Below are 22,271 nucleotides of genomic sequence, written 5' to 3'. Positions count from 1 at the left end.
AGGAGGTATCCACAAAAAGGGGGCAACATGGACTTCTGGGATGTCTTCTGGCTGTTGCTGATCTTCATCCCGCTCCTGCTGATCTGGGCGTTCGCCGTGGTGGACATCTTCCGCCGCGACGACCTCAGCGGCTGGCTCAAGGCCCTGTGGATCGTCGTGGTGATCCTGGCGCCGTTCTTCGGCACCCTGATCTACCTGATCTTCCGCAGGCCGGGCGCCACCCCGCAGGAGCGGCAGGCGATGGACCAGGCCAGCCGCGAGTTCGTGCAGAAGTACGCGCCGACCGACACCGCCCAGCAGCTGAGCATGCTCGCCGACCTGCACGACCGCGGCAAGCTGACCGACGCCGAGTTCGCGACCGAGAAAGCGCGAGTGCTCGATGCCGCCAAGGCAGTGACTCCTGCCACGCCGACGGTGCCTGGAACCGCTACCAGCGCCGCGACCTCGGCCGCAGCCGCAAATCCGACAGCGACGAGTGGTGCCTGACGATCCGTTTGCGGGTTGCGGCAGGTCGCGCCGCGAACCTAGGGTCTGTGGTCATGAGGTTCGAGGTCAGCCACGTACTGGATGCGATCGAGCGGCGGCTGGGCACCGACCCGGCCCTGGCCGCCGGAGTCCTCGACGTGGCTGAGTTGATCTACTGCGCCGACCTGGACGGCGGGCGCCCCGCCAACCTGGTGCGGCTGGGGATGGTGGTCGACGCCCTGGCCCGCCAGGTCGGCGAGGAGCACGTCTCGGCGTACTGCGTGGTCGACAAGTCGCTGCTGTCGAACCAGGACCTGACCTCCAACGAGCGCATGGTCATGCGCCGCTGGGCCGACGACGGCACCGTCGAGGTCGCGGTCGGCGCCGCCCCGCGCGTCATGGAGATCTCCGAGCTCACCGGCCTGCCGATCATCTCCCGGGCGCTGCCCGCCGTGTGGTCGCCGCTGCCCGGCGCGGGCGGCGCGGTGCTGCAGCCGCGCGGACCCGTGCCGCCCGGCCCGTCGCCGGTCGGCCGCCAGCTGACCGCCCGCTGGTGGCACTGCCCCGACCCCGAGTGCGGCAGCTTCGGCCCGGCCCGCCGCGGCAGCGGCCAGCCCGTGCCGCGGCTGCGCAACGGCCAGCCGGTCTGCGCCCGGCACGACGCGCCGCTGGGCGACGCCGGACCGCGCCCGCCGCAGCAGGTGCTCGCGGTGCGCATCGACGGTGTGATCCGTACCCGCTTCGTGGTCACCGCGGCCGGACCGGTCGTGGTCGGCCGGGCGCCCGACGGCGGCCAGGGGCAGACCGGGGTGCAGCTCGGGCCGTGGCTGAACGAGGACGCGCGGGCGAAGGTCAGCCGGGCGCACGTGTCGGTCGCGCTGACCCAGGCCGGGATCTCGATCACCGATCTGAGCATGAACGGGACACTGGTGCGGCTCGGCGGGGCTGCCGACGGGGAGCTCCAGCTCAGCCGGGGGGCATCGCGGCAGCTCGGCGTGTCGGACATCGTGGAGCTGTTCCCCGGGGTGGAGATCGGGCGGCTCGGCGCCCTGGCCAGCAGCCGGCCCGTCGACTCGGCGTCGGTGCTCGGCGAGGCGCCGACCATGGCCTTCCGCCCCAACAACCCCGGCTTCTAACGCTCCGCCCGCCTCCGGCGCCCCGCAGCCGTCTGACGCCCCGCAGCCCTCTGACGCTCCCAGCCCTCTGACGCCGCGCGGGTTCCAGCGCTCCGCGGGCTCTTGTGGTCCGCGGGCCTCCAGTGCCGCGCGGGCTCTTGTGGTCGCGGGGCGGGCGGTGATCGCTATTGGCGGTCAGAATGGCGGCTGTGGGTCGGCCTTCTGACCGCAGACCGCGATCATGGCGGGACTAGCGGGCGAAGATCGCTACCTGCGGTCAGTTCCGGGTGCTACCGGAGGCTGAATCCGAGCTTTTGGCCGCAGGTCGCGATCACGGCCGGGGCGGAACAGCGAAGATCGCTGCCTGTGGTCACTCTCCGGGCGAGCCGGAGCGCCGGAGCGGCGGTCGTGACCACGGGCAGCGATCAGGATGGCGGGTCGGCGGGTCAGGCCGCGCCGATGACCTCGGCGAGCTGGCGTACCGCCCAGCGGACCTCGTCCTCTTCGATGACCAGCGGCGGCGCGAGCCGTACCGTCACGCCGTGGGTGTCCTTGGCCAGCATGCCGCGCGCCATGAGCCGCTCCGAAGCCTCGCGCCCGCTCATGATCGACGGGTCGATGTCGACCCCGGCCCACAGGCCGCGCCCGCGCACCGCCGTCACGCCCCGGCCGATCAGCGCCCGCAGCTGCTCGTGCAGCAGCCCGCCCAGCTCGGCCGAGCGGCGCTGGAACTCGCCGGTCTCCAGCAGCTTGATCACCTCGATGGCGACCGCGCAGCTCAGCGGGTTGCCGCCGAAGGTCGAGCCGTGCTCGCCCGGCTTGAGCACGCCCAGCACCTCGCGGCTGGCCGCCACGGCCGAGACGGGCACGATGCCGCCGCCCAGCGCCTTGCCCATGATGTGCATGTCCGGGCGGACGCCCTCGTGGTCGACGGCGAACGTCATGCCGGTGCGGCCCAGGCCGCTCTGGATCTCGTCGGCCAGGAACAGCACGTTGCGGCGGTCGCACAGCTCGCGTACCCCGCGCAGGTAGCCGTCCGGCGGCACCAGCACCCCGGCCTCGCCCTGGATCGGCTCCAGCAGCACCGCGACGGTGAAGTCGTCGACCGCCTCCGCCAGCGCGCTCAGGTCGCCGTAGGGCACGATCTGGAACCCCGGCGTGTACGGCCCGAAGTCCGCCCGCGCGTCCTCGTCGGTCGAGAAACTGATGATCGTGGTGGTACGGCCGTGGAAGTTGTCCGCCGCCACGATGATCTTCGCCTGCCCGTCCGGCACGCCCTTGACCTGGTACCCCCACTTGCGGGCCACCTTGATCGCGGTCTCCACCGCCTCGGCGCCGGTGTTCATCGGCAGCACCAGGTCCTGCCCGGTGAGGTCGGCCAGCCGGTGACAGAACTCGGCGAACTGGTCGTGGATGAACGCGCGGCTGGTCAGCGTGAGCCGGTCCAGCTGCGCGTGCGCGGCGGCGATCAGCTTCGGGTGCCGGTGCCCGAAGTTCAGCGCGGAGTATCCGGACAGGAAGTCCAGGAACCGCTTGCCGTCGATGTCGGTGACCCAGGCCCCCTCGGCCTCCGAGATCACCACCGGCAGCGGGTGGTAGTTGTGCGCCGTCCAGCGCTCGGCGTCGGCCACTGCCGACGGGGTACGGCTATCGACGATCGAGTTCATGACCGCAGCTCCAGGGTGCAACACTTGGGTCCACCGCCGGCCAGGCGCAGCTCGGAGACGTCCACCCCGATCGGCTCGTAACCGGCCTTGCGCAACTCCTCCGCCAGGTGCGGAGCCTGCACGGGCAGCACGACGTTGTGCCCGTCGCTCACCGCGTTGAGGCCCAGCACCTCGGCATCCTCGATATTAGCGATCACGGCGTGCGGGTAGAGCTGGCGCAACACCGCCTGGCTGCCCGGAGAGAACGCCTCCGGCAGATACGCGATGTTCGCGGGCTTGCCGTCGGTGCCGGTCGACAGCACGCACAGCGCCGTGTCCAGGTGGTAGAAGCGCGGGTCCACCAGCTGCAGGGTGATCACCGGGCGGCCGAAGATCTCCTGCACCTCGGCGTGCGAGGCGTGCGCGGTACGGAAGCCGGTACCGGCCAGGACGTACTCCCCGGCGAGCAGGATGTCGCCCTCGCCCTCGTTGACGTGCTTGGCGTCGTGCACCTCGTAGCCGGCGCGGTCGAACCAGTCGCGGTAGGCCGGGCCCTCGTCGGCGCGCTCGGCGTGGCGGAACTGGGCGGTGAACATCCGGCCGTCGATCACGGTGCCGCCGTTGGCGGCGAAGACCATGTCGGGCAGGCCGGGGACCGGCTCGATCAGCTCGATCTGGTGGCCGAGGTTCTCGTACGTGGCCTTGAGGCTCTCCCACTGGCTGATGGCCAGGGTGGTGTCGTACGGGGCGGCGGGGTCCATCCACGGGTTGATCTTGTAGGTGACGGCGAAGTGGGTGGGCCGGCACATCAGAAAGCGCTTCTGCATGCTTCAACGCTAGGGGCCGGACACGCGTGGTAACCACCATTCGGCCATGCGCATGACCTTGGTTTATTGCGCATTTCAGTGTCCCGACCAACGATTCGTTGCGCCGGGCCGAAAACCCCTTCCCGCGCCCACGTTACGCCCGCCTCACCACCCCGCCCAGTCCCCGTCCGAGCGACTGTCCCACGAGCGGATCCAGATGAGCTGTGGTTGTGGAGGCGGCGACAACTCATCTAGATCCGAGGCACGCGCTCCGGCGGTGCGCTCCGGCGGTGCGCTAAGCGGTGTGCGCTAAGCGGCGTGCGCTCGGGTCAAGATCGGCGTCTGCGGGCAGACGTTTGGCTTCGGCGCCATATTTCGACCCCGCGCGGTGATCTCCGTGCACGAGATCACCGTTTGTGGGCGGCATGTGGTCCCGCCGCTGGAGGTGATCACGGTCGTGGGGTGGGGACACGCCGTCGAACACGGCTATAAGTTCATGATCAACGTGGGGGAGGGGGTGGGGCGGGGTGGGAGGGGGTTAATGGTCGTTAAAGTGCGGGCATGACTGACAGGCAGAGAGTTGCGATCGTCACCGGGGCCGCGCGGGGTATCGGCGCCGCCACCGCTCAGCGACTGGCCGCCGACGGGTTCGCCGTCGCCGCCGTCGACCTCGACGCGGCCAACTGCGCCGACACCGTCGCCGCCATCGCCGCCACCAAGGGCCGGGCGATCGCCGTCGGTGCCGACGTGTCCGACGCCGCCGCGGTCGAGGCCGCCGTCGCCCACGTGGCAGAGCACCTGGGCAGCCCGTCCGTGCTGGTCAACAACGCGGGCGTACTGCGTGACAATCTGCTGTTCAAGATGAGCGACGACGACTGGGACACCGTCATGTCGGTGCACCTGCGCGGGGCGTTCCTGTGCAGCCGGGCTGTGCAGAAGTACATGGTGGAGCAGAAGTACGGCCGGATCGTGTCGCTGTCGAGCACGTCCGCGCTGGGCAACCGGGGCCAGGCCAACTACGCCGCCGCCAAGGCCGGGCTGCAGGGCTTCACCAAGACGCTCGCCATCGAGCTGGGCCCGTTCGGCATCACCGCCAACGCGGTCGCGCCCGGGTTCATCGTGACCGAGATGACGGCGGCCACCGCGGCCCGGGTGGGCGTGGACTTCGAGGCGTTCCAGGCGGCCCGGGCGGCCGAGACGCCGGTACGCCGGGTGGGGCGCCCGGAGGACGTCGCGCACGCGATCTCGTACCTGGCCAGCGAGGGCGCCGGTTTCGTCACCGGCCAGGTCATCTACGTGGCCGGCGGCCCCCGCGGCTGACCCCATCCCGCCCTGCCCCGCCCGGGTCGGACCCGTGGCGGGCATGGCGGGGCTGGGCTTGACATTGACAGTGGCCTATCTGGAAGACGAATTCCGGGAAACCGTCTTCTAGATAGGCCACTGTCGTTGGAAAGTCCTCTGGATAGGCCAGCGTCACTGAAAAGCGGGGCGGGGCGACGGCGTGACCAGCGGTGTTGTGACCGGGGTGGGCCATTGTTACCAGTGGGTATTGTGATCTAGCGCACAGCATGGTTACCTCTCGGTAACTTGTCCGCAGCAAGGCCGACACCCCCGCGAGGTCGCTGTGAGGAGATCCCTACCCCTCTTCACGGTGGTCGTGCTAGCCCTGTTCGGCTGGGCCGCTCCCGCCCACGCCGGCACGACCACCGGGTTCCGCTTCGTCGACATCACCGCCTCGGACGGGGTGGTGCTCAAGGCCAACGTCATCGAGCCGACCAGCCCCGGCCGGCACCCCGCCATCGTGTTCCCGTCCAGCTGGGGACTCAACGATCTGGAGTACCTGGCCCAGGCCGGCGCCCTCGCCCAGGGCGGCTACACGGTCGTGTCGTACACCCCGCGCGGGTGGTGGGCCTCGGGCGGCGAGGTCGACACCGCCGGGCCCAAGGACATCGCCGACGTGTCCCGGGTGCTCGACTGGACCGTCGCCAACACCACTGCCGACGCCTCCCGCCTGGGCATGGCCGGGGTGTCGTACGGCGCGGGCATCAGCCTGATCGCGTCCGGCCACGACAGCCGGATCCGGGCGGTGGCCGCGCTCAGCGGCTGGAGCGACCTGGTCGCCTCGCTCTACGGCGGGGACACCCGCCGCCTGCAGTCCTCGGCGCTGCTGGTCGGCGCGGCGGCGCTGCTGGCCGACACCAGCGACGAGTTCGACACGGTGATCGGCGACTTCTACGCCAACCGCAACATCGACGGGGTGAAGTCCTTCGCCCGCGCCCGGTCGGCGGGCACGTACCTGGCCGCGATCAACGCCAGCCACCCCGCGATCCTGATGGCCAACGGGTACGGCGACTCGATCTTCCCGCCGAACCAGCTCACCGACTTCTTCACCGGCCTGACCGGCCCGAAGCGGCTGGAGTTCGCCCCGGGCGACCACGCCATCCCGGAGCTGACCGGCCTGGCGGGGCTGGACAACCACGTGTGGACCTCGGTACGCCGCTGGATGGACCGCTACCTGCAGGGCGCGGCGAACGGGATCGACACCGAGCCGCCGGTGGTGCTGCGTTCGCTCACGGGCGGCCCGGTCGAGTCCTACCCGAGCTGGGCGGCGGTCAACACCACCACCGTCCGGTACGGCCTGGGCGAGGTGAGCTGGCTGACCGGCACCGGCCGGCTGGGCGGCGCCCCGTCGACGGGCTGGTCGCGGCGTACCTGGTTCACCGTGGACACGGTGGCCGCCGGTGGGGTGGTGCTGCTGTCCAACGGGCTGCAGGCGCTGACCGGCATCCCGCCGACGGCCTGGATCCCGGCCGTGGACCGCAACGCCGCCGGGGTGTGGCAGGCCGACGAGGCGGGCGGCACGATCCGGATCCGGGGCGCGGCCACGGTGCACGCCCGGTTCACCCCGACCGAGCGCAGCGGCACCCTGGTGGCGTACCTGTACGACGTGGACTGGGCGGGTACGGGGCGCCTGATCACCCACGCCCCGGGTTCGTGGCTGAACGGCACCGCCGGCGCCGCCCGTACCCTCGACATCAAGTTCCCCGCGACCAGCTGGGACGTGCCCGCGGGCCACCGCCTGGCTCTGGTCGTCGACGGCCACGACGGCTTCTACCTGGACGAGAACGGCACCCTCGGGTCCGTCCTCTTCTCCGGCCAGTCCTGGCTCGACCTGCCCACCCGCTAGAAGATCATGCAGTTTCGGGGAAAGCGCACCCATCCAGCCCCGGATTCGTGCACTTTCCCCGAAACTGCAGCCAGGCGCCGCCGGCGCGGGGCGAGCTCAGCTGCCGATCGCGCCGCGGGGCGGGACGATCAGGGCGTAGATGACCAGCACGCACAGGGCGATGTTGATCAGGGACCACCACGGGAACACCGGCAGGTAGAGCATCTGGATCAGGGCGGTCAGGGCGGCCAGGCCGACGCCGACGCCGCGCGCCCAGGTCTTGCCGGCCATGATGCCCGAGCCGACGACGATCTGGATGACGCCGAGGATGATGTGCACCCAGCCCCAGCCGGTCCGGTCGAACAGGTAGAACTCGCCCGCCGCGTAGCCGACGTACTTGTCGTTGAAGAGCGCGAAGACCCCCTCGACCACGTTGAACACGCCTAGCAGCAGGATCAGCAGGCCCGCGAAGGACAGCCAGCCGGAGACCGGTGGGCTGGCGGGCCGTACGGCCGTCGTCATTGGAACACCCTCCCGTGGAAAGTGATGTTCTCTCACGCTATCCGTGGTCATGCCCCGTTTCGGGGGAAATCGGAGAAGTCGTCGCCGGATGCCGGTGCGCCTCGGCGACCGCCCAGGCGGCCAGCGCGGTGGTGATCGGCACGGCGGCGATGAGCCCGAGCGTGCCGACGACGCCGCGCACGATCTCGGCGGTGATGATCTGCGTGGGCAGCACGTCGCCGGCCTTCGCCCCGGCGCTGACGATCAGGAGCATGAGCGGCAGCGACGCGCCCGCGTACGCCAGGATGATGGTGTTGACCACCGAGGCCACGTGCGAGCGCCCGACCCGGATCGCGGCCCGGTAGAGCTGGCGCGCCGACAGTGTCGGGTCGGCCAGCGACAGCTCGCCGACCAGCGCGGTCTGGGTGATGGTGACGTCGTCGAGCACGCCGAGCGTGCCGATGATTATCCCGGCGAGCAGCAGGCCGCGCAGGTCCACTCCGGCCAGCACGTTGGTGAGGATCGCCGCTTCGTCGGTGCCCGCGCCGGTCAGGTGCAGCCCGCGCGTCACCAGCAGGCCGAGCAGTCCGGTCAGGATCAGCGCGGCCAGCGTGCCGAGCACCGCCATCGAGGTGCCCACGCTGACGCCGTGGGTGAGGTAGATGACGGCGAACATGATCGCCGCCGCGCCGACGATGGCCACGGGCAGTGGCGCCCCGCCCTGCTGGATCGCGGGCAGGATGAAGCCGAGCAGCACGGCGAAGCTGACGGCCAGGCCGACCAGGCTGGCCGCGCCGCGCCAGCGCGCGAACGCGATCACGGCGGCGATGAACAGGGCCACCAGCAGCAGTAACGGGGTCCAGCGGTCGTGGTCGACGACGGCGTACCGGACGTTGCCCTGCGCGTCGGGGCTCTGCACCACGATCACCTTGTCGCCGGGGGCGACGACGGGCGCGGTCGGGCCGGACGGCACGGTCGCCTCGACCTGCTCGCCGTGTACCCGTACGACCGCGGTGCCGCAGTCGCCGCCGGGCTGCGCCGGGATCTCGCGCGGGCAGGCCGGGGTGGCGCTGACGATCTCGCCGCGCAGCCGGGGCAGCGGCTCCTCGGCGGGCGGGGCGCTGCCGCGCGGCCACAGCACGAGCAGCCCCACCACCGTCGCCACCACCATCGGGACGATGACGAGGGTGACGATGCGCCGCAGCCGGGGCGGCGCGGGCGGCAGGGTCTCACTCGGCTCGTGACTGTGCCCGGCCCCCATGCCCCGAAATTAGTCCAGCCTGGACGCCCGCATCGCCGGTTGCGGCATTTCGGTCAGAGCGTGACCGGCAGGTCAGAGGGTGACCAGCAGGTCAGAGGGTGACCAGCAGGTCAGAGGGTGACCAGCAGCGCGTGCCGGTAGCCGTCGTCGTCCCACAGCGCCAGCAGCCGCCCGTCCGGCGCGGCGACCAGCGCCAGGTAGTACGGCTCGCCCGTCAGCGGGGCCAGCGTGACCCGGCGCGGCGGCCAGGTCGCGCCGTCCGCCGGCATGCACCACAGCGCCAGCCGCCGGGGCGTCGGCGTCGGTGCGCCGATGCGCACGGACACCACCGGCTCCGGCCCGGGGGCGGTGGTCAGCCCGCAGGCGGTGTCACCGCGTACGGCCACCGGCCAGCGGCCCTGGTCGCCACCGAGTTCGGCGCCCTCGACGAGGCGGGGTCCACCCCGGTCGAGCAGGGCGGCGGGCAGGGTGGCGTCGGCGGGCGCGCCGATCTGCTCGACGCGGGCGCCCCGGCAGTCGGCCGCGGGGCAGGTGGCCAGCCAGGCCCGGCCCCCGGCCGCGTCGCGCAGCAGCAGCGTCGGGTGGTCGTCGGCGTCGAGGGTCAGCGTGAGCTGGGCTACCACCGTACGCAGGCTGTCGCCGTGGCGGTCGGGACTGGTCAGTGCGGCCTCGACGGTGCCGAGCACGGCCAGCGAGCGCCGGTTGCAGTGCACGGTATTGCAGCGGGTGACCGCCAGCTCCACCCGCTCCGGGTCGCCCTCCTTGACCGGCAGCGGCCGAGCGGTGGCGACCACGACCGAGCCGTCCGGGCCGGGCGCGACGGCCAGCACGGGCTGGGCCTCCTCACCCCCGGTGTGCCATCGGGTGATGCCGTCGTCGCAGCGCTCGGGCCCGTCGCAGCGTTCGAGCTGGACCGCGTCGTTGCCGTCGGTCCGGACGAGATCGGGCACGTCCCGGCCCCGCAGCCCCGCCGCCACCACGGTGCCGTCCGCGCCGATCGCGCTGGCGGTGCCCTCGGCGCCGTGCCAGGTCACCGCTGAGGTGTGCTGGTCGCTGCTGGCGCAGGCGTCGTCGCGGCACCAGTGCACGCCCCAGTCGGTGACCACGATCGGGTGGCGTCCGGCGGGCCAGGCCGTGGCCAGGATCGCGCCGCTCCAGGAGACCTGCTGGGACACGGCGCGCGGGCTGCCGTACGGGTTCACCGCCGCGACCCCGAGCCCGAGCAGCATCGGCAGCGGCACCAGCGCCGCCAGCGTCCAGCCGGCGGCCCGCCGAGGCGCCGGGGCGGTGCCGGTGGCGCCGAGCGCGGCCAGAACGGCGTCGATCCGGGCCGGATCGGCCTCGACCGAGCCGGCCTGCCCCGGGGCGCGCTGCCGCAGGTACGCCACCGTCAGCAGCGCCGCCTGCGCTGCCGTGATCAGCAGCAGCCCGACGACCGCCAGCACCTGCCCGACCCAGCCGAGGTACGCCGGGTAGGGCGGGGCGACGGGCTGCGACCGGCCGTCGGTGAGCAGGTCGGCCAGCCAGGGCAGGGCGATCACCACCGAAAGCGCGATCCCGGTGCTGGGCAGCCGCCCGTCGACCAGCCGGTGCACGTGCCGCAGCAGTGGCAGCTCGTTGTCGCGCAGGACGAGCGCGGGCAGCAGCGGCAGCCGGGTGCCCACCAGGACCAGCCCGCCCGCGATGAGCACTACGAGCAGCGGCAGCTGCAGCTCATCGGCGCCCGCTGCGGCGAATGCGGCGCCCACCGCCACCGCGCCGACCAGGAGCAGCAGGAGCAGCACGGCCACGGCCGACTCCGGCAGGGTCCGCAGTGCCCGGCGCAGCGCCTGCCGGGGCGGCACCGTGACGCCGCGCAGCCGCCCGGTCAGCACGACCATGGCGGCGTTGAGGCCGAGCAGCCAGCCGAAGGCGACGACCAGGCCGCCGACCACCGAACCCTCGTTCGTGGCGAGCGGCCGCAGCACGCCGTCCACGATGGTGGCCGAGGGTCCCGCCTGCACGATGGCGAGCACGTCCGCCAGCAGCAGGGCGGGCAGCAGCGTCGGCACGATCACGGCGGCCAGCGCGCGCCAGTGCGTCACGACGGCGACCAGCCCGGCGACCAGCACGGCGCCGCCGTCGCTCGGCGTCGATCGATCAATGGAGATGGCGGCGGGGGTGGTCACCGGCGCAGAGTAGGCGATGAACGCCATTCCGCGCAGTCCGGTGGCCACCCCGGGCCGGTGCGTCAGTGCGCGTGCTCCTCTTCCCGGGCCTGGCGCGGCAGCAGGAACGCGGCCGCGAAGGTGACCGCGAGCAGCGCGACCTCGACCCAGAGCACCAGGCGCATCGCGTCGGCGAAGGAGGCCTGGTCCGGTCCGGACTGCCCGAACCTGACAGTGTTGAAGAACAGCGTGCCGAGCAGGGCGATGCCGACCGCGCCACCGAGCTGCTGCACCGCGGTGAGGGTGCCCGAGGCCGATCCGGTCTCGTGCGGCTGCACCCCGGCCAGGATGATGTCGAAGAACGGGGCCATGACCAGGCCCATGCCGATGCCGAAGGCGCCGAGCGCGGGGGCGAGCCGCCACGGGGTGACGTCGGTGCCCGCCAGCTCCAGCGTGATCACGAAGCCGATGGTGGCGGCCGCCATCACGGTCAGTCCGACGTGCAGCAGGCGGCGCCCCAGCTTCCGGGTCAGCCCGGCGGCGCTGGCCAGGACGAAGCCGACCATGATGCCCAGCGACTGCGGCACCGAGGCCAGACCGGCCTTGAGCGGGCTGAAGCCCAGGCCGAGCTGGACGTACAGGCTGAAGGCGAGGCCGAAGCCGATCATGCCGGAGAAGAAGGCCAGCCCGGCGACGAGCCCGCCGGTGAAGGCGCGCTTGCGGAACAGCGACGGCTCGACGAGCGGGTCGCCGCCGCCGCGGCTGCGCCTGGCCTGCTGGCGTACGAAGAGGGCGAAGACGGGCAGGCAGGCGGCCATCATGGCGAACGTCCACGCGGGCCAGCCCAGCTCGCGGCCCTGCACCAGCGGGTAGAGCAGCAGCAGGGCACCGCCGGTGACCAGGCCGACGCCGGTCAGGTCGAGCCTGGAGGCGTGCGCCGAGCGGGACTCGGGCAGGAACTTGGCGGCGCCGAGCAGGGCGAGCAGGCCCAGCGGCAGGTTGATCAGGAAGATCATGCGCCAGCCGGTGCCCCAGAAGTCGGCGTCGACCAGCCACCCGGCCAGGATCGGCCCGGCCACCGCGGACAGGCCCATGACCGGGCCGAACGCGCCGAACGCGGCGCCCATCTCCTTGGGCGGGAAGACCTCCTTGATGATGCCGAGGCCCTGCGGCAGCAGCACCGCGCCGAACAGGCCCTGCAGCACTCGGGCGGCGACGAGCACCTCGGGGGAGGTGGACACGGCGCACAGCACGGAGGCGGCCGTGAACCCGGCGGCACCGATCATGAACATGCGCTTGCGGCCGAACAGGTCGCCCAGGCGGCCGCCGGTGATCAGGCCGACCGCCATGGCCAGCGTGTACGAGGCGCCGAGCCACTGGATCAGGCTCTCGGAGCCGCCGACGTCGGCGCGGATGGACGGCCCGGCGATGGTGGTGACCAGCGCGTCGAGCAGGTCCATCACCTCGGCGGCGAGGATGGTGAAGAGGGCGGCCCAGCGCCAGCGGTACGCCGGGGGCTCGGTATCGGGCGGGGTCGCGGTCTCGACGACGGCGGACATGTGCGGACTCCAGGGGAGGGTTTAAACTCGAACACTGTTCGTTTGACGAACACTGTTCTACCTACCGAACGGCGTTCGCGTCAAGTACGATTGCCGCCATGCCCGCCCCCGAGATCCCGGCTCCGCCGTGGCGACGGTCACGCTCAGCCGGTAGACGGCAGCTGAGCCAGGAGGCGATCGTCGAGGCGGCGCTGGCCGTGCTCGACCGCGAGGGCCTGGAGGCGGTGAGCATGCGCCGGGTCGCCGAGGAGCTGGGCACCGGCGCCGCCTCCCTGTACGCGCACGTCGCGAACAAGGACGAGTTGCTGGAGCTGGCCTACGACCGGATCATCGGCGGCATCCGGCTGCCCGAGGCGCCGGACCCGGACCGCTGGCAGGAGCAGCTGCGCGAGATCGCGCGGGAGTCATACCGGGTGGTCGGCGCGCACGGCGACATCGCGCAGGTCGCGCTGGCCAACGTGCCCACCGGCCCCAACGCGCTGCGGATCGCGGACGCGATGCTGGGCATCCTGATCACGGCGGGGCTGCCGCCGCAGCAGGCGGCCTGGGCGGTCGACCGGATCGCGATGTACCTGAGCGCCGACGCGTACGAGGGTGCGCTGTACCGCGCCCGGCAGCGGGCCATGGGCGCCACCGAGGAGGAGTTCATCCAGCAGTACTTCGGGCAGCTCGGCGACTACTTCCGGACCCTGCCGGCGGCGCGGCTGCCGTTCTTCGCCGCGCACGTCGACGAGATGCTGTCCGGGGACGGCGACCAGCGGTTCGAGTTCGGGCTGGAGCTGCTGATCGGCGGTCTGGCAAGGCTGATCCCGGCGCGCGGCTGACGCCGGGTCAGGGCGCCCCGACGGGCGTGTAGTCGGGGCCGAGGATCAGCGAGCGCACGTGCTCGATCAGCGCGACCAGCACCTCGCGGCCCGAGCGGCGGTCACGCACGTCGCACATGACCACGGGCACGTCGGCGTCGAGCGTCAGCGCGGTGCGCACGGCCGCCACCGAGAACGGCTGCGCGCCGTGGAAGCAGTTCACCGCCACGATGAACGGCGTGCCCCGCTTCTCGAAGTAGTCGATCGACGGGAAGCTGTCGGCCAGTCGGCGCGTGTCGGCCAGCACCACGCCGCCGAGCGCGCCCACGGCCAGCTCGTCCCAGAGGAACTTGAACCGGTCCTGGCCCGGCGTGCCGAACAGGTAGAGCACGATGTTGTCGCCGATGGTGATCCGGCCGAAGTCCATGGTGACGGTGGTGGTGCGTTTGCCCTCCACCCCGGAGAGGTCGTCGTCGTCGGCTCCGGCGGTGGTCAGCACCTCCTCGGTGTGCAGCGGCAGCACTTCGCTCACCGTGCCCACCAGGGTGGTCTTTCCGGCGCCGAACCCGCCCGCGATCAGGATCTTTATCGTGGTGGGGGGCGTGGAGCGTTGGGGCATGCGACCTCTCAAGCGCGCCGGTGGACGACCGTGCCCCTGATTCGACCTCCGATAGGGCGCAGCCGCGGCTGATATTACTTACCCGGGCGTTAGCTTGCACCATCCGATCTGGAGTTTTTCACGTTCTGGACGCAAGAAATGCGATGACCGGCGCCGATACCCGGCGCCGGTCATCGCGGCTAGCGTGTCGCGCTCCGGCGTGTCAGACCGGGCTGAACCAGACCGCCGCGTACGGCCCGACACCGATGGTGGCCTCGCCCTCGCTGTCGGTGCGGATGCGGCCGAGGTTGCCGACGCCCGACCCGCCGTAGATCTCGGCGTCGGTGTTGACCACCTCCCGCCAGGAGCCCGGCCGGGGCAGCTTGATCCGGTGCTCCAGCAGCGGGATGCCGGAGAAGTTCACCACGCAGGCGAGCAGCTTCTTCGACGTCTTGCCGTGCCGTACGAAGGACAGCGTGTTCGTGCCCGAGTCGTGCGGGTCGATCCAGCTGAAGCCGTCCGGCTCGGTGTCGCGGGCCCACAGCGCCGCGCTGTCGGCGTACAGCGTGTTCAGGTCGCGGACCAGCGAGCGGATGTCGCCGTGGTAGTCGGCGTGCGCCCAGTCCAGGCCGAACTGCTCGCTCCACTCGCTCTCCTGGGCCAGCTCCGCGCCCATGAACAGCAGCTTCTTACCGGGGAAGGCGTACATGTAGCCGAGCAGCCCGCGCAGCCCGGCCAGCCGCTGCCAGCGGTCGCCGGGCAGCTTGCCCATCAGCGAGCGCTTGCCGTGCACCACCTCGTCGTGGCTGAGCGGCAGCACCCACTGCTCGTCGAAGGCGTACATGCTGGGCCAGGTCAGGTCGCCGTGGTGGTAGCTGCGGTGCGCCGGGTCGCGCTGGACGTACTCCAGCGTGTCGTGCATCCAGCCCATGTTCCACTTCATGCCGAACCCCAGGCCCCCGAACTCGACCGGCCGCGACACGCCCGGCCAGGCGGTGGACTCCTCGGCGATGGTCAGCACGCCCGGGTTGTCGGCGTAGACGGCGGTGTTCAGCTCCCGGATGAAGTCGACCGCCTCCAGGTACGTGTTGCCGCCGTCGACGTTCGGCGCCCACTGGCCGTCCTTGCGCGAGTAGTCCAGGTACAGCATCGAGGCGACCGCGTCCACGCGCAGGCCGTCGACGTGGAACTCCTGGCACCAGTAGCGGGCGTTGGCGATGAGGAAGTTGCGCACCTCGCGGCGGCCGTAGTTGAACACCAGCGTGCCCCAGTCCGGGTGCTCGCCGCGCCGCCAGTCCTCGTGCTCGTAGAGCGGGGTGCCGTCGAAGCGGGCCAGGGCCCACTCGTCGCGGGGGAAGTGCGCGGGCACCCAGTCCAGCAGCACCGAGATCCCGGCCTGGTGCAGCCGGTCGACCAGGTGCCGGAACTCGTCGGGCGTGCCGAACCGGGCGGTGGGGGAGAAGAAGCCCGTGATCTGGTAGCCCCAGGAGCCGCCGAACGGGTGCTCCATCACCGGCAGGAACTCCACGTGGGTGAAGCCCAGGTCGGCGACGTAGTCCACCAGCTGGTCGGCCAGCTCCTTGTACGACAGCCCCGGCCGCCACGAGCCCAGGTGCACCTCGTACACGCTCATCGGGCGGGCGTGGTGGTCGCGGACCTTCGCCCGCTTGGCCATCCAGGCCTCGTCGTTCCAGGAGTAGTCCGAGGAGTACAGGACCGAGGCGTTCTCCGGGGGGCACTGCGTGGCGAACGCGAGCGGGTCGGCACGGTAGGTCCACCGGTCGTCGGCGCCGTGCACGCGGAACTTGTAGCACTGGCCGGCCTGGGCGTGCGGCACGGTCCCGGCCCACACCCCGCTGCCGCCCTGCGGACTCAGGTCGATGCCGTCGTCGGGCCACCAGCCGGAGAAGTCGCCGATGACCTGCACGGCCTTGGCGTTGGGCGCCCACACCGCGAACCGCCAGCCCGCGTTCTCGGGCAGCGGGTGCGCGCCGAGCACCTGCCACAGCTTCTCGTGGCGGCCCTCGCCGATCAGGTACAGGTCCAGGTCGCCGATCAGCTCGGTCATCGCAGCAGGTTCCCGTCCGGTACGACGATGAGCTGCCGCTCACCGCCGGTCTGCTCGGCCAGCCGCTCGGCCTGGAACAGCGGCTCCTCGTGGATCGCCGCCCGGTACGAGGCGACTGTGCGGGCGGCGATGGACTGCCAGCCGTACTTCTCCGACACCATGGTCAGCGCCCGCCGGGCGATCTGCTTGGCGCGCTTGGGCTCGGCCAGCAGCGTGCCGACCGCGCCGGCCAGCGCCTCGGGGTCGCTGTGGGGGAAGGTCATTCCGGTCACGCCGGGTTCAACGATCTCGGCCAGGCCTCCGGTCGCGGCCACCGCCAGCGGCGCCCCGGCGGCGGCCGCCTCCAGGGCCACCATGCCGAACGGCTCGTAGAGCGAGGGCACCACGGTCGCGTCGGTGGCGGCCAGCAGCGCGGGCAGTTCCCGCTCGGACTGGAAGCCGATGAAGTCGACCGTCTTGTTGAGCTTGAGCCGCTGCGTGGCCTCCTGCAGCTCCTGGCGGTAGGGTCCGTCCCCGGCGATGATCACCTTGAGGCCGGGGTGCTCGTCGGCGAGCTGCGGCACCGCGTCGACCAGGTGCTGCACGCCCTTCTCGTACACCAGCCGCCCGGCGAAGCCGATCAGCGGGCCGTCCCCGGCGAAGCGCGAGCGGGCCTCCCGGACCTTCTGCGCGGGCGCCTTCCAGACCTTGCCGTTGACGCCGTTGGGGATCACGTCGACCTTGCTCATCGGCAGTTCGAGCAGGCGGCTGACCTCCCAGCGCATGTACTCCGAGCAGACCAGCACCCGGCAGGCGCGGTGGCCCAGCCACCACTCCACCGAGTGGATGCTCTTGTTCAGGTCGTCGGGCAGCCAGCCCTGGTGGCGGCCCGCCTCGGTGGCGTGCACCGTGGCGACCAGCGGGCGGCCCAGGTGCTCGGCCAGCGTCACCGCGGTGTGCGTGACCAGCCAGTCATGCCCGTGCACCACGTCGTAGTGGTCGGTCTCGGCGGCCCGCAGCGCGGCCCGGGTCAGCGTGTGGTTGAACGCCATCGTCCAGGCCAGCAGCGTCGGCGTGGCCAGCGGGAACAGCGGCGGGTCCTCGGGTGCGCGCACGATGCGCACGCCCTCGGCGTACTCCTCCAGGGGCGCGCCCGGCGCGTGCCGGGTCACCACGGTCACCTGGTGACCGGCGGTCACCAGCGAGGTGGCCAGCGCGTGCACGTGCCGGCCGAGTCCGCCGACGACGACCGGCGGGTACTCCCAAGAAAGCATCATGATCCGGAGCGGCTTCGGTGCCGCCAGCGGGTCCGATGCGACGGGCATGGTCATGCTCATGCGGGCCCCCTCGCAGTGACAACCCGGGCATACGGAACGGGACACCTGCCTCAGGTGTCGGTATGCCGATGGGGTTGATGCACAGTTTGGCGCATCGGTATTGCCAGCTGGGGACCTTTTGTTTCGTGTCTGTTACGCTCTGCTACCACTTAGTAGATATGAGTAGAATGCGCAGATTTTCCGCTACGCTCCAGGCCTGCCACGGGCAGCCGGTAGCGGCGTGCGGCGCCGCCCCGTCCGCCGTCTCGCTGATCGAGCCCAGGCCGTAGTCGCCCAGGTGCGCCCGCAACCCGGTGAGCAGCCCGGCCAGCGGCAGCGACGCGTTGCGCAGCGCCCCCGCGTACGGACCCATCAGCCACGGCCAGACCGTGCCCTGGTGGTACGCGTGATCGCGGTCCACCAGCGAGCCGCTGTGGTGCGCCCGATACGCGGGGTCGTCGGGGTCCAGGCTGCGCAGGCCCAGCGGGGTCAGCAGGGCGTCGCCGATGCGGCGCAGCGCGCCCGGGTCCGGCTCCATCGGGGCGTACGGCAGCGACCAGGCCAGCAGCTGGTTCGGCCGCAGCGCGGCGTCGTCCGGATCGAGCACGTCGAACAGCCACCCCTGCGGCGCCGGGAACCGGCGCCGGAACGCCGCCACCGTCACCGCCCGCCGCCGCCGCACGTCGTCGCTGCTCAACCCGGCCCGGTCGCGCAGCCCGGCCAGCGCCGCCAACCCGTTGCACCACAGCGCGTTGATGTCCACGGCCTTGCCCGCGCGCTGGGTCACCCCCATGCCGCCGACCCGGGCGTCCATCCAGGTCAGCGCCTCACCGTCGGTGCCCTGCACCAGCAGCCCGTCGCTCTCGTCCACCTTGATGCCGTAGCGGGTGCCGCGCAGATGCGCCGCGAGGACCCCGTCCAGCGCCGGGACCAGCTCGGCGGCCAGGTCGTCGTCGCCGGTCGCCTGCACGTGCCGGTCGATCGCGTGCAGGAACCACAGCGTGGCGTCGGCGGTGTTGTAGCCGACCGTGCCGCCGTCGGCGGTGTTGGCCAGCATGCCCTCGCTCAGCGTCGCCGCGTACGCCCGCAGCAGCTCGCGCCCCTCCTCGTGCCGCCCGGTGACCAGGAACAACCCCTCATACGACGTCATCGTGTCGCGCGACCAAGCACCGAACCACGGGTAGCCGGCCACCACGTCGGGCCCGTGCGCGGTGCGCACCACGAACGCGTCCGCCGCCAGGGCCAGCGTCGCGGCGTCCGGATCGGCCGAACCGACCGCGGCCGCCACCTCGCGCCGCCGCCGGTGCTCCGCGTCCACGATCTCCCGCGCGGGCGGCGGCTCGACAGACAGGTCCCCGGCCCACGCCAGCACCTCGACCGTGTCGCCGGGCTCGGCCAGGGTGCCGCCGAAGCGGCCCGCGAGCAGCAGATCCTCGTTCGGCACGTACCCCCGGGCGGCCTCCATCCGGTGGTGCACGCCCAGCAGCCAGGTCCCGTCGGGGCGCCAGCCCGGCCCGCGCAGCCGGTACGCCCCCTCGACCACCGCCCCGCCCGCGGCCTCGCGCACGTCCAGGTGCCCGGCGCGGCGCTCGCCGTGCTGGTCGCGCCAGGTGCACAGCGCCTCCAGGTCCAGCTCGACCGGGCCGCCGGACAGCAGCCGGTGCACCACGGCGACGCAGGCCGTGCCGTGCCGCGGCGCCAGCTCGCGCTCCAGCACCGTGGCACCGATCCGCCAGCGCCACCGGGGCAGGCCGTCGACCAGCGCGAACTCCTCCAGCAGGGTGTGGCCGTGCGGGGCGACCGTGCCGTCGGCCCACTCGTGGCAGCCCAGCCGCACCGCCTCCCCGCCGGGCAGGCGCAGGACCGGGTCCAGCGCGGCCAGTCCGACATGGCGGGTCGCCGGGGTTTCCCCGGCCACCACCAGCAGGCCGTGGTAGCGGCGGGTGCGCAGGCCGCTGACCGTACCCATGGCGTAGCCGCCGCGACCGTCGGCCACCAGCCATTCGCGCTGGCCGCCGACGGAGAGATCACCGCAGATCTGGGTGCCGAATCGCATACGCCAACTCTGTCAAAGAGCGGCGGTGTCCGAACAGTGATCGCGCGACATCCGACGTAAGTTGCACAAAGGTGTAACACGGGCAGGGGAGAATCGCCGGGTGAACGACGCAGAGCGCCGGAGACTGGCTGACGCCGACGCCGGGGCGCACCCCTGGCGGGCCTGGGGACCGTACCTCTCCGAACGGGCCTGGGGCACCGTGCGCGAGGACTACAGCGAACACGGCACGGCCTGGGAGTACTTCCCGCACGACCACGCGCGCTCGCGGGCGTACCGGTGGAACGAGGACGGGCTGGCCGGGGTCTGCGACGAGCGGCAGACCTTCTGCTTCGGACTCGGCCTGTGGAACGGCGTCGACCCGATCGTCAAGGAGCGGCTGTTCGGGCTGACCGGCAACGAGGGCAACCACGGCGAGGACGCCAAGGAGTACTGGTGGTACACCGACTCCACGCCGACGCACTCGTGGATGTCGTGGCGCTACCACTACCCGCAGCGCGAGTTCCCGTACTCGGAGCTGGTCGCGGTCAACCGGCAGCTGGAGCGGGCCGAGCCGGAGTACGAGCTGGCCGACACCGGCGTCTTCGACGACAGCCGCTACTGGGTCGTCACCGCCGACTACGCCAAGGCCGAGCCGACCGACCTGTGCGTGCTGGTCAGCCTCACCAACCGGGCGCCGGAACCCGCCAGCATCCACGTGCTGCCCACGCTGTGGTTCCGCAACACCTGGTCGTGGGGCCTGCCCGGCCGCGACGACAAGCCCGAGATCATCGTCGAGCAGGTCGCGGGCGGCGGCGCCGCCCTGCACGCCCGGCACCGCATCCTGGGCCAGCTCGTCCTGCAGGGCGAGGGCGACCCGACCCCACTGGCCTGCGACAACGAGACCAACGCGCGGCGCCTGTGGGGGTACGAGGAGACGCCGGAATACCCGAAGGACGGCATCGCCGACCACGTCGTGCACGGCACCGACACGGTCAACCCGGCCGGGGTCGGCACCAAGGCCGCGCTGCACTACGTGCTGACCGTGCCGTCGGGCGAGACCGCGCGGATCCGGCTGCGGCTGACCCAGGTCGCGGCGCCCGGCAGCCGGGCCCGTCCCGCCCCGGCGCTGCCCGGCGACTTCGACGAGGTCATGCAGGCCCGCCGCACCGAGGCCGACGACTACTTCGCGCAGCTGGTGCCCGCGGGCACCCCGGCGGCCGAGGCCGACGTCGTGCGCAAGGCGGTGGCCGGGCTGATGTGGGGCAAGCAGTTCTACCACTACGACGTGGCCCGCTGGCTCGAAGGCGACCCGGGCTCGGTGCCGCCGCCCGACGGGCACCGGTACGGCCGCAACCACGCCTGGCGCCACATGACCAGCTTCGACGTCATCTCGATGCCCGACCCGTGGGAGTACCCCTGGTACGCCGCCTGGGACCTGGCCTTCCACTGCGTCGCGCTGGCCCGGGTCGACCCGCACTTCGCCAAGGAGCAGCTGCTCCTGCTGCTGCGCGACTGGTACCTGCACCCCAACGGGCAGATCCCGGCGTACGAGTGGGCGTTCGGGGACGTGAACCCGCCCGTGCACGCCTGGGCCGCGCTGCGCGTGTTCGAGATCGACGGGGCGCGCGACTTCGCCTTCCTCGCCCGGATCATGCACAAGCTGCTGCTGAACTTCACCTGGTGGGTCAACCGCAAAGACACCGGCGGCAACAACCTGTTCGAGGGCGGCTTCCTGGGCCTGGACAACGTCGGCCCGTTCGACCGGTCCGCGTCGCTGCCCGTGCCCGGGGTGCTGGAGCAGTCCGACGGCACCGCCTGGATGGCGATGTACGCCCTCAACCTGCTGGAGATCTCCCTGGTCCTGGCCACCCACGACCGGGTCTGGACCGACATCGCGACCAAGTTCCTGGAGCACTTCGCCTACATCGCCAACGCCGCCTCGCACCAGGGGCTGTGGGACGACGAGGACGGGTTCTTCTACGACGTGCTGCGCCGCACCGACGGGCGGGAGGTGCCGCTGAAGGTGCGCTCGCTGGTCGGGCTGCTGCCGCTGTGCGCGACCACCACGCTCAGCTCGGTGACGCTGGTGCGGCTGCCCGAGATCGCCGCCCGGCTGCGCTGGTTCCTCACCAACCGGCCCGAGTTCAGCGAGGTCGTCGGCTCACGGCGGATCTCCGGCGGGGGGCAGCAGCAGCGGCTGCTGGCCGTGGTCGGGCCGGAGCAGCTGCGGCGGATCCTGTCCCGGATGCTCGACGAGGAGGAGTTCCTCTCGCCGTACGGGCTGCGCTCGCTGTCGCGGCACCACCTGGCCAACCCGTACACGGTGCGGCTGGGCGGCAACGACTTCACCGTCGGGTACGAGCCCGCCGAGTCGACCAACGGCCTGTTCGGCGGCAACTCCAACTGGCGCGGCCCGGTCTGGTTCCCGGTGAACTACCTGCTCATCGAGGGCGTACGCCACTACGCGCGCTTCTTCCACGACGACCTGCAGGTGGAGTTCCCCACCCGCTCCGGCCAGAAGCTCACCCTCGACCAGATCGCCGACGACCTGTCCGACCGCCTGATCTCCCTGTTCCTACCCGACGCCAACGGCGACCGCCCCTACGCCCCCCGCCACCCCCAACTCCCCGACCACCCAGACTGGACCGACCACCTGCTCTTCTACGAGTACTTCCACGGCGACACCGGCCTTGGCCTGGGCGCCGCCCACCAATGCGGCTGGACCGCCCTGGTCCTCGACCTAATCCTCACCCGCCACCACCCCGAGGCCCCCCTCCACTGACCCGTCGATCATGAACTTATGGCA

16 protein-coding genes are annotated in these 22,271 nt (G+C 71.9%); 6 read left to right on the top strand and 10 right to left on the bottom strand.

Annotation, left to right across the window (positions count from 1 at the left end):
• The first annotated feature begins 27 nt into the window (after positions 1-27).
• Positions 28-486 (top strand): SHOCT domain-containing protein, encoded by a 459-nt coding sequence (locus tag QEZ54_RS02100; RefSeq protein WP_281302716.1) that lies wholly within the window; start codon positions 28-30, stop codon positions 484-486.
• Between the two features lie 53 nt (positions 487-539).
• Complete coding sequence (locus QEZ54_RS02095; protein ID WP_281302715.1) at positions 540-1,601, top strand: FHA domain-containing protein; 1,062 nt, start codon at positions 540-542, stop codon at positions 1,599-1,601.
• Positions 1,602-2,026: 425 nt separating this feature from the next.
• Here the strand turns inward: QEZ54_RS02095 and rocD are convergent, their stop codons facing one another.
• Both rocD and ddaH read right to left on the bottom strand, forming a co-directional pair.
• On the bottom strand, positions 2,027-3,247 hold the full coding sequence (rocD, locus tag QEZ54_RS02090) for an ornithine--oxo-acid transaminase (protein WP_281302714.1): 1,221 nt from the start codon (positions 3,245-3,247) through the stop codon (positions 2,027-2,029).
• Positions 3,244-4,053, bottom strand: coding sequence for a dimethylargininase (ddaH, locus tag QEZ54_RS02085; protein WP_281302713.1), 810 nt, complete (start codon positions 4,051-4,053; stop codon positions 3,244-3,246). Before ddaH ends, rocD begins: the two co-directional genes overlap by 4 nt.
• Positions 4,054-4,593: 540 nt before the next feature.
• On the opposite strand from ddaH, the gene fabG reads away from it, so the two are divergent.
• Together fabG and QEZ54_RS02075 are read left to right on the top strand one after the other, a co-directional pair.
• A complete protein-coding gene (gene fabG / locus QEZ54_RS02080; RefSeq protein ID WP_281302712.1) occupies positions 4,594-5,352 on the top strand; it encodes a 3-oxoacyl-ACP reductase FabG in 759 nt (252 codons plus the stop codon).
• A 331-nt stretch (positions 5,353-5,683) separates the two neighbouring features.
• Positions 5,684-7,219, top strand: coding sequence for a CocE/NonD family hydrolase (locus QEZ54_RS02075; protein WP_281302711.1), 1,536 nt, complete (start codon positions 5,684-5,686; stop codon positions 7,217-7,219).
• 96 nt (positions 7,220-7,315) lie between these two features.
• Here QEZ54_RS02075 and QEZ54_RS02070 read toward each other — a convergent pair whose 3' ends face one another.
• The 4 genes from QEZ54_RS02070 to QEZ54_RS02055 all read right to left on the bottom strand — a co-directional run bounded on the left by QEZ54_RS02070 (position 7,316) and on the right by QEZ54_RS02055 (position 12,666).
• Positions 7,316-7,720, bottom strand: a complete 405-nt coding sequence (locus QEZ54_RS02070) for a hypothetical protein (protein WP_281302710.1) — start codon at positions 7,718-7,720, stop codon at positions 7,316-7,318.
• A 37-nt stretch (positions 7,721-7,757) separates the two neighbouring features.
• Positions 7,758-8,960: a YibE/F family protein gene (locus QEZ54_RS02065; RefSeq protein WP_281302709.1), complete on the bottom strand. Its 1,203-nt coding sequence runs from the start codon at positions 8,958-8,960 to the stop codon at positions 7,758-7,760.
• Between the two features lie 110 nt (positions 8,961-9,070).
• Positions 9,071-11,128 carry a hypothetical protein gene (locus tag QEZ54_RS02060; protein WP_281302708.1) on the bottom strand — a complete coding sequence of 686 codons (2,058 nt, stop codon included), beginning with the start codon at positions 11,126-11,128 and terminating at the stop codon, positions 9,071-9,073.
• Between the two features lie 62 nt (positions 11,129-11,190).
• A complete protein-coding gene (locus QEZ54_RS02055) occupies positions 11,191-12,666 on the bottom strand; it encodes an MFS transporter (RefSeq protein ID WP_281302707.1) in 1,476 nt (491 codons plus the stop codon).
• A gap of 98 nt (positions 12,667-12,764) precedes the next feature.
• On the opposite strand from QEZ54_RS02055, the gene QEZ54_RS02050 reads away from it, so the two are divergent.
• Complete coding sequence (locus tag QEZ54_RS02050) at positions 12,765-13,490, top strand: TetR/AcrR family transcriptional regulator (protein WP_281302706.1); 726 nt, start codon at positions 12,765-12,767, stop codon at positions 13,488-13,490.
• Positions 13,491-13,497: 7 nt separating this feature from the next.
• Here QEZ54_RS02050 and QEZ54_RS02045 read toward each other — a convergent pair whose 3' ends face one another.
• From QEZ54_RS02045 to QEZ54_RS02030, 4 genes are all read right to left on the bottom strand, one after another.
• A complete protein-coding gene (locus QEZ54_RS02045; RefSeq protein ID WP_281302705.1) occupies positions 13,498-14,088 on the bottom strand; it encodes an ATP/GTP-binding protein in 591 nt (196 codons plus the stop codon).
• 202 nt (positions 14,089-14,290) lie between these two features.
• Entirely contained in the window at positions 14,291-16,135 is a 1,845-nt protein-coding gene (glgB, locus tag QEZ54_RS02040; RefSeq protein ID WP_281302704.1) for a 1,4-alpha-glucan branching protein GlgB, read from the bottom strand.
• Positions 16,132-17,451 carry a glycosyltransferase family 4 protein gene (locus tag QEZ54_RS02035; protein ID WP_281302703.1) on the bottom strand — a complete coding sequence of 440 codons (1,320 nt, stop codon included), beginning with the start codon at positions 17,449-17,451 and terminating at the stop codon, positions 16,132-16,134. The genes glgB and QEZ54_RS02035 overlap by 4 nt, the downstream gene beginning before the upstream one ends.
• Positions 17,452-17,593: 142 nt before the next feature.
• Complete coding sequence (locus tag QEZ54_RS02030; RefSeq protein ID WP_281302702.1) at positions 17,594-19,486, bottom strand: amylo-alpha-1,6-glucosidase; 1,893 nt, start codon at positions 19,484-19,486, stop codon at positions 17,594-17,596.
• 100 nt (positions 19,487-19,586) lie between these two features.
• Between QEZ54_RS02030 and QEZ54_RS02025 the strand changes: the two genes are divergently transcribed.
• Positions 19,587-22,247, top strand: a complete 2,661-nt coding sequence (locus QEZ54_RS02025; protein ID WP_281302701.1) for a glucosidase — start codon at positions 19,587-19,589, stop codon at positions 22,245-22,247.
• Positions 22,248-22,271: the final 24 nt, after the last annotated feature.

Source organism: Catellatospora sp. KI3 (genome assembly GCF_029948125.1).
In the GTDB taxonomy this organism is placed as follows: Bacteria; Actinomycetota; Actinomycetes; order Mycobacteriales; family Micromonosporaceae; genus Catellatospora.
This window is presented reverse-complemented; position numbering and strand designations above follow the sequence as displayed.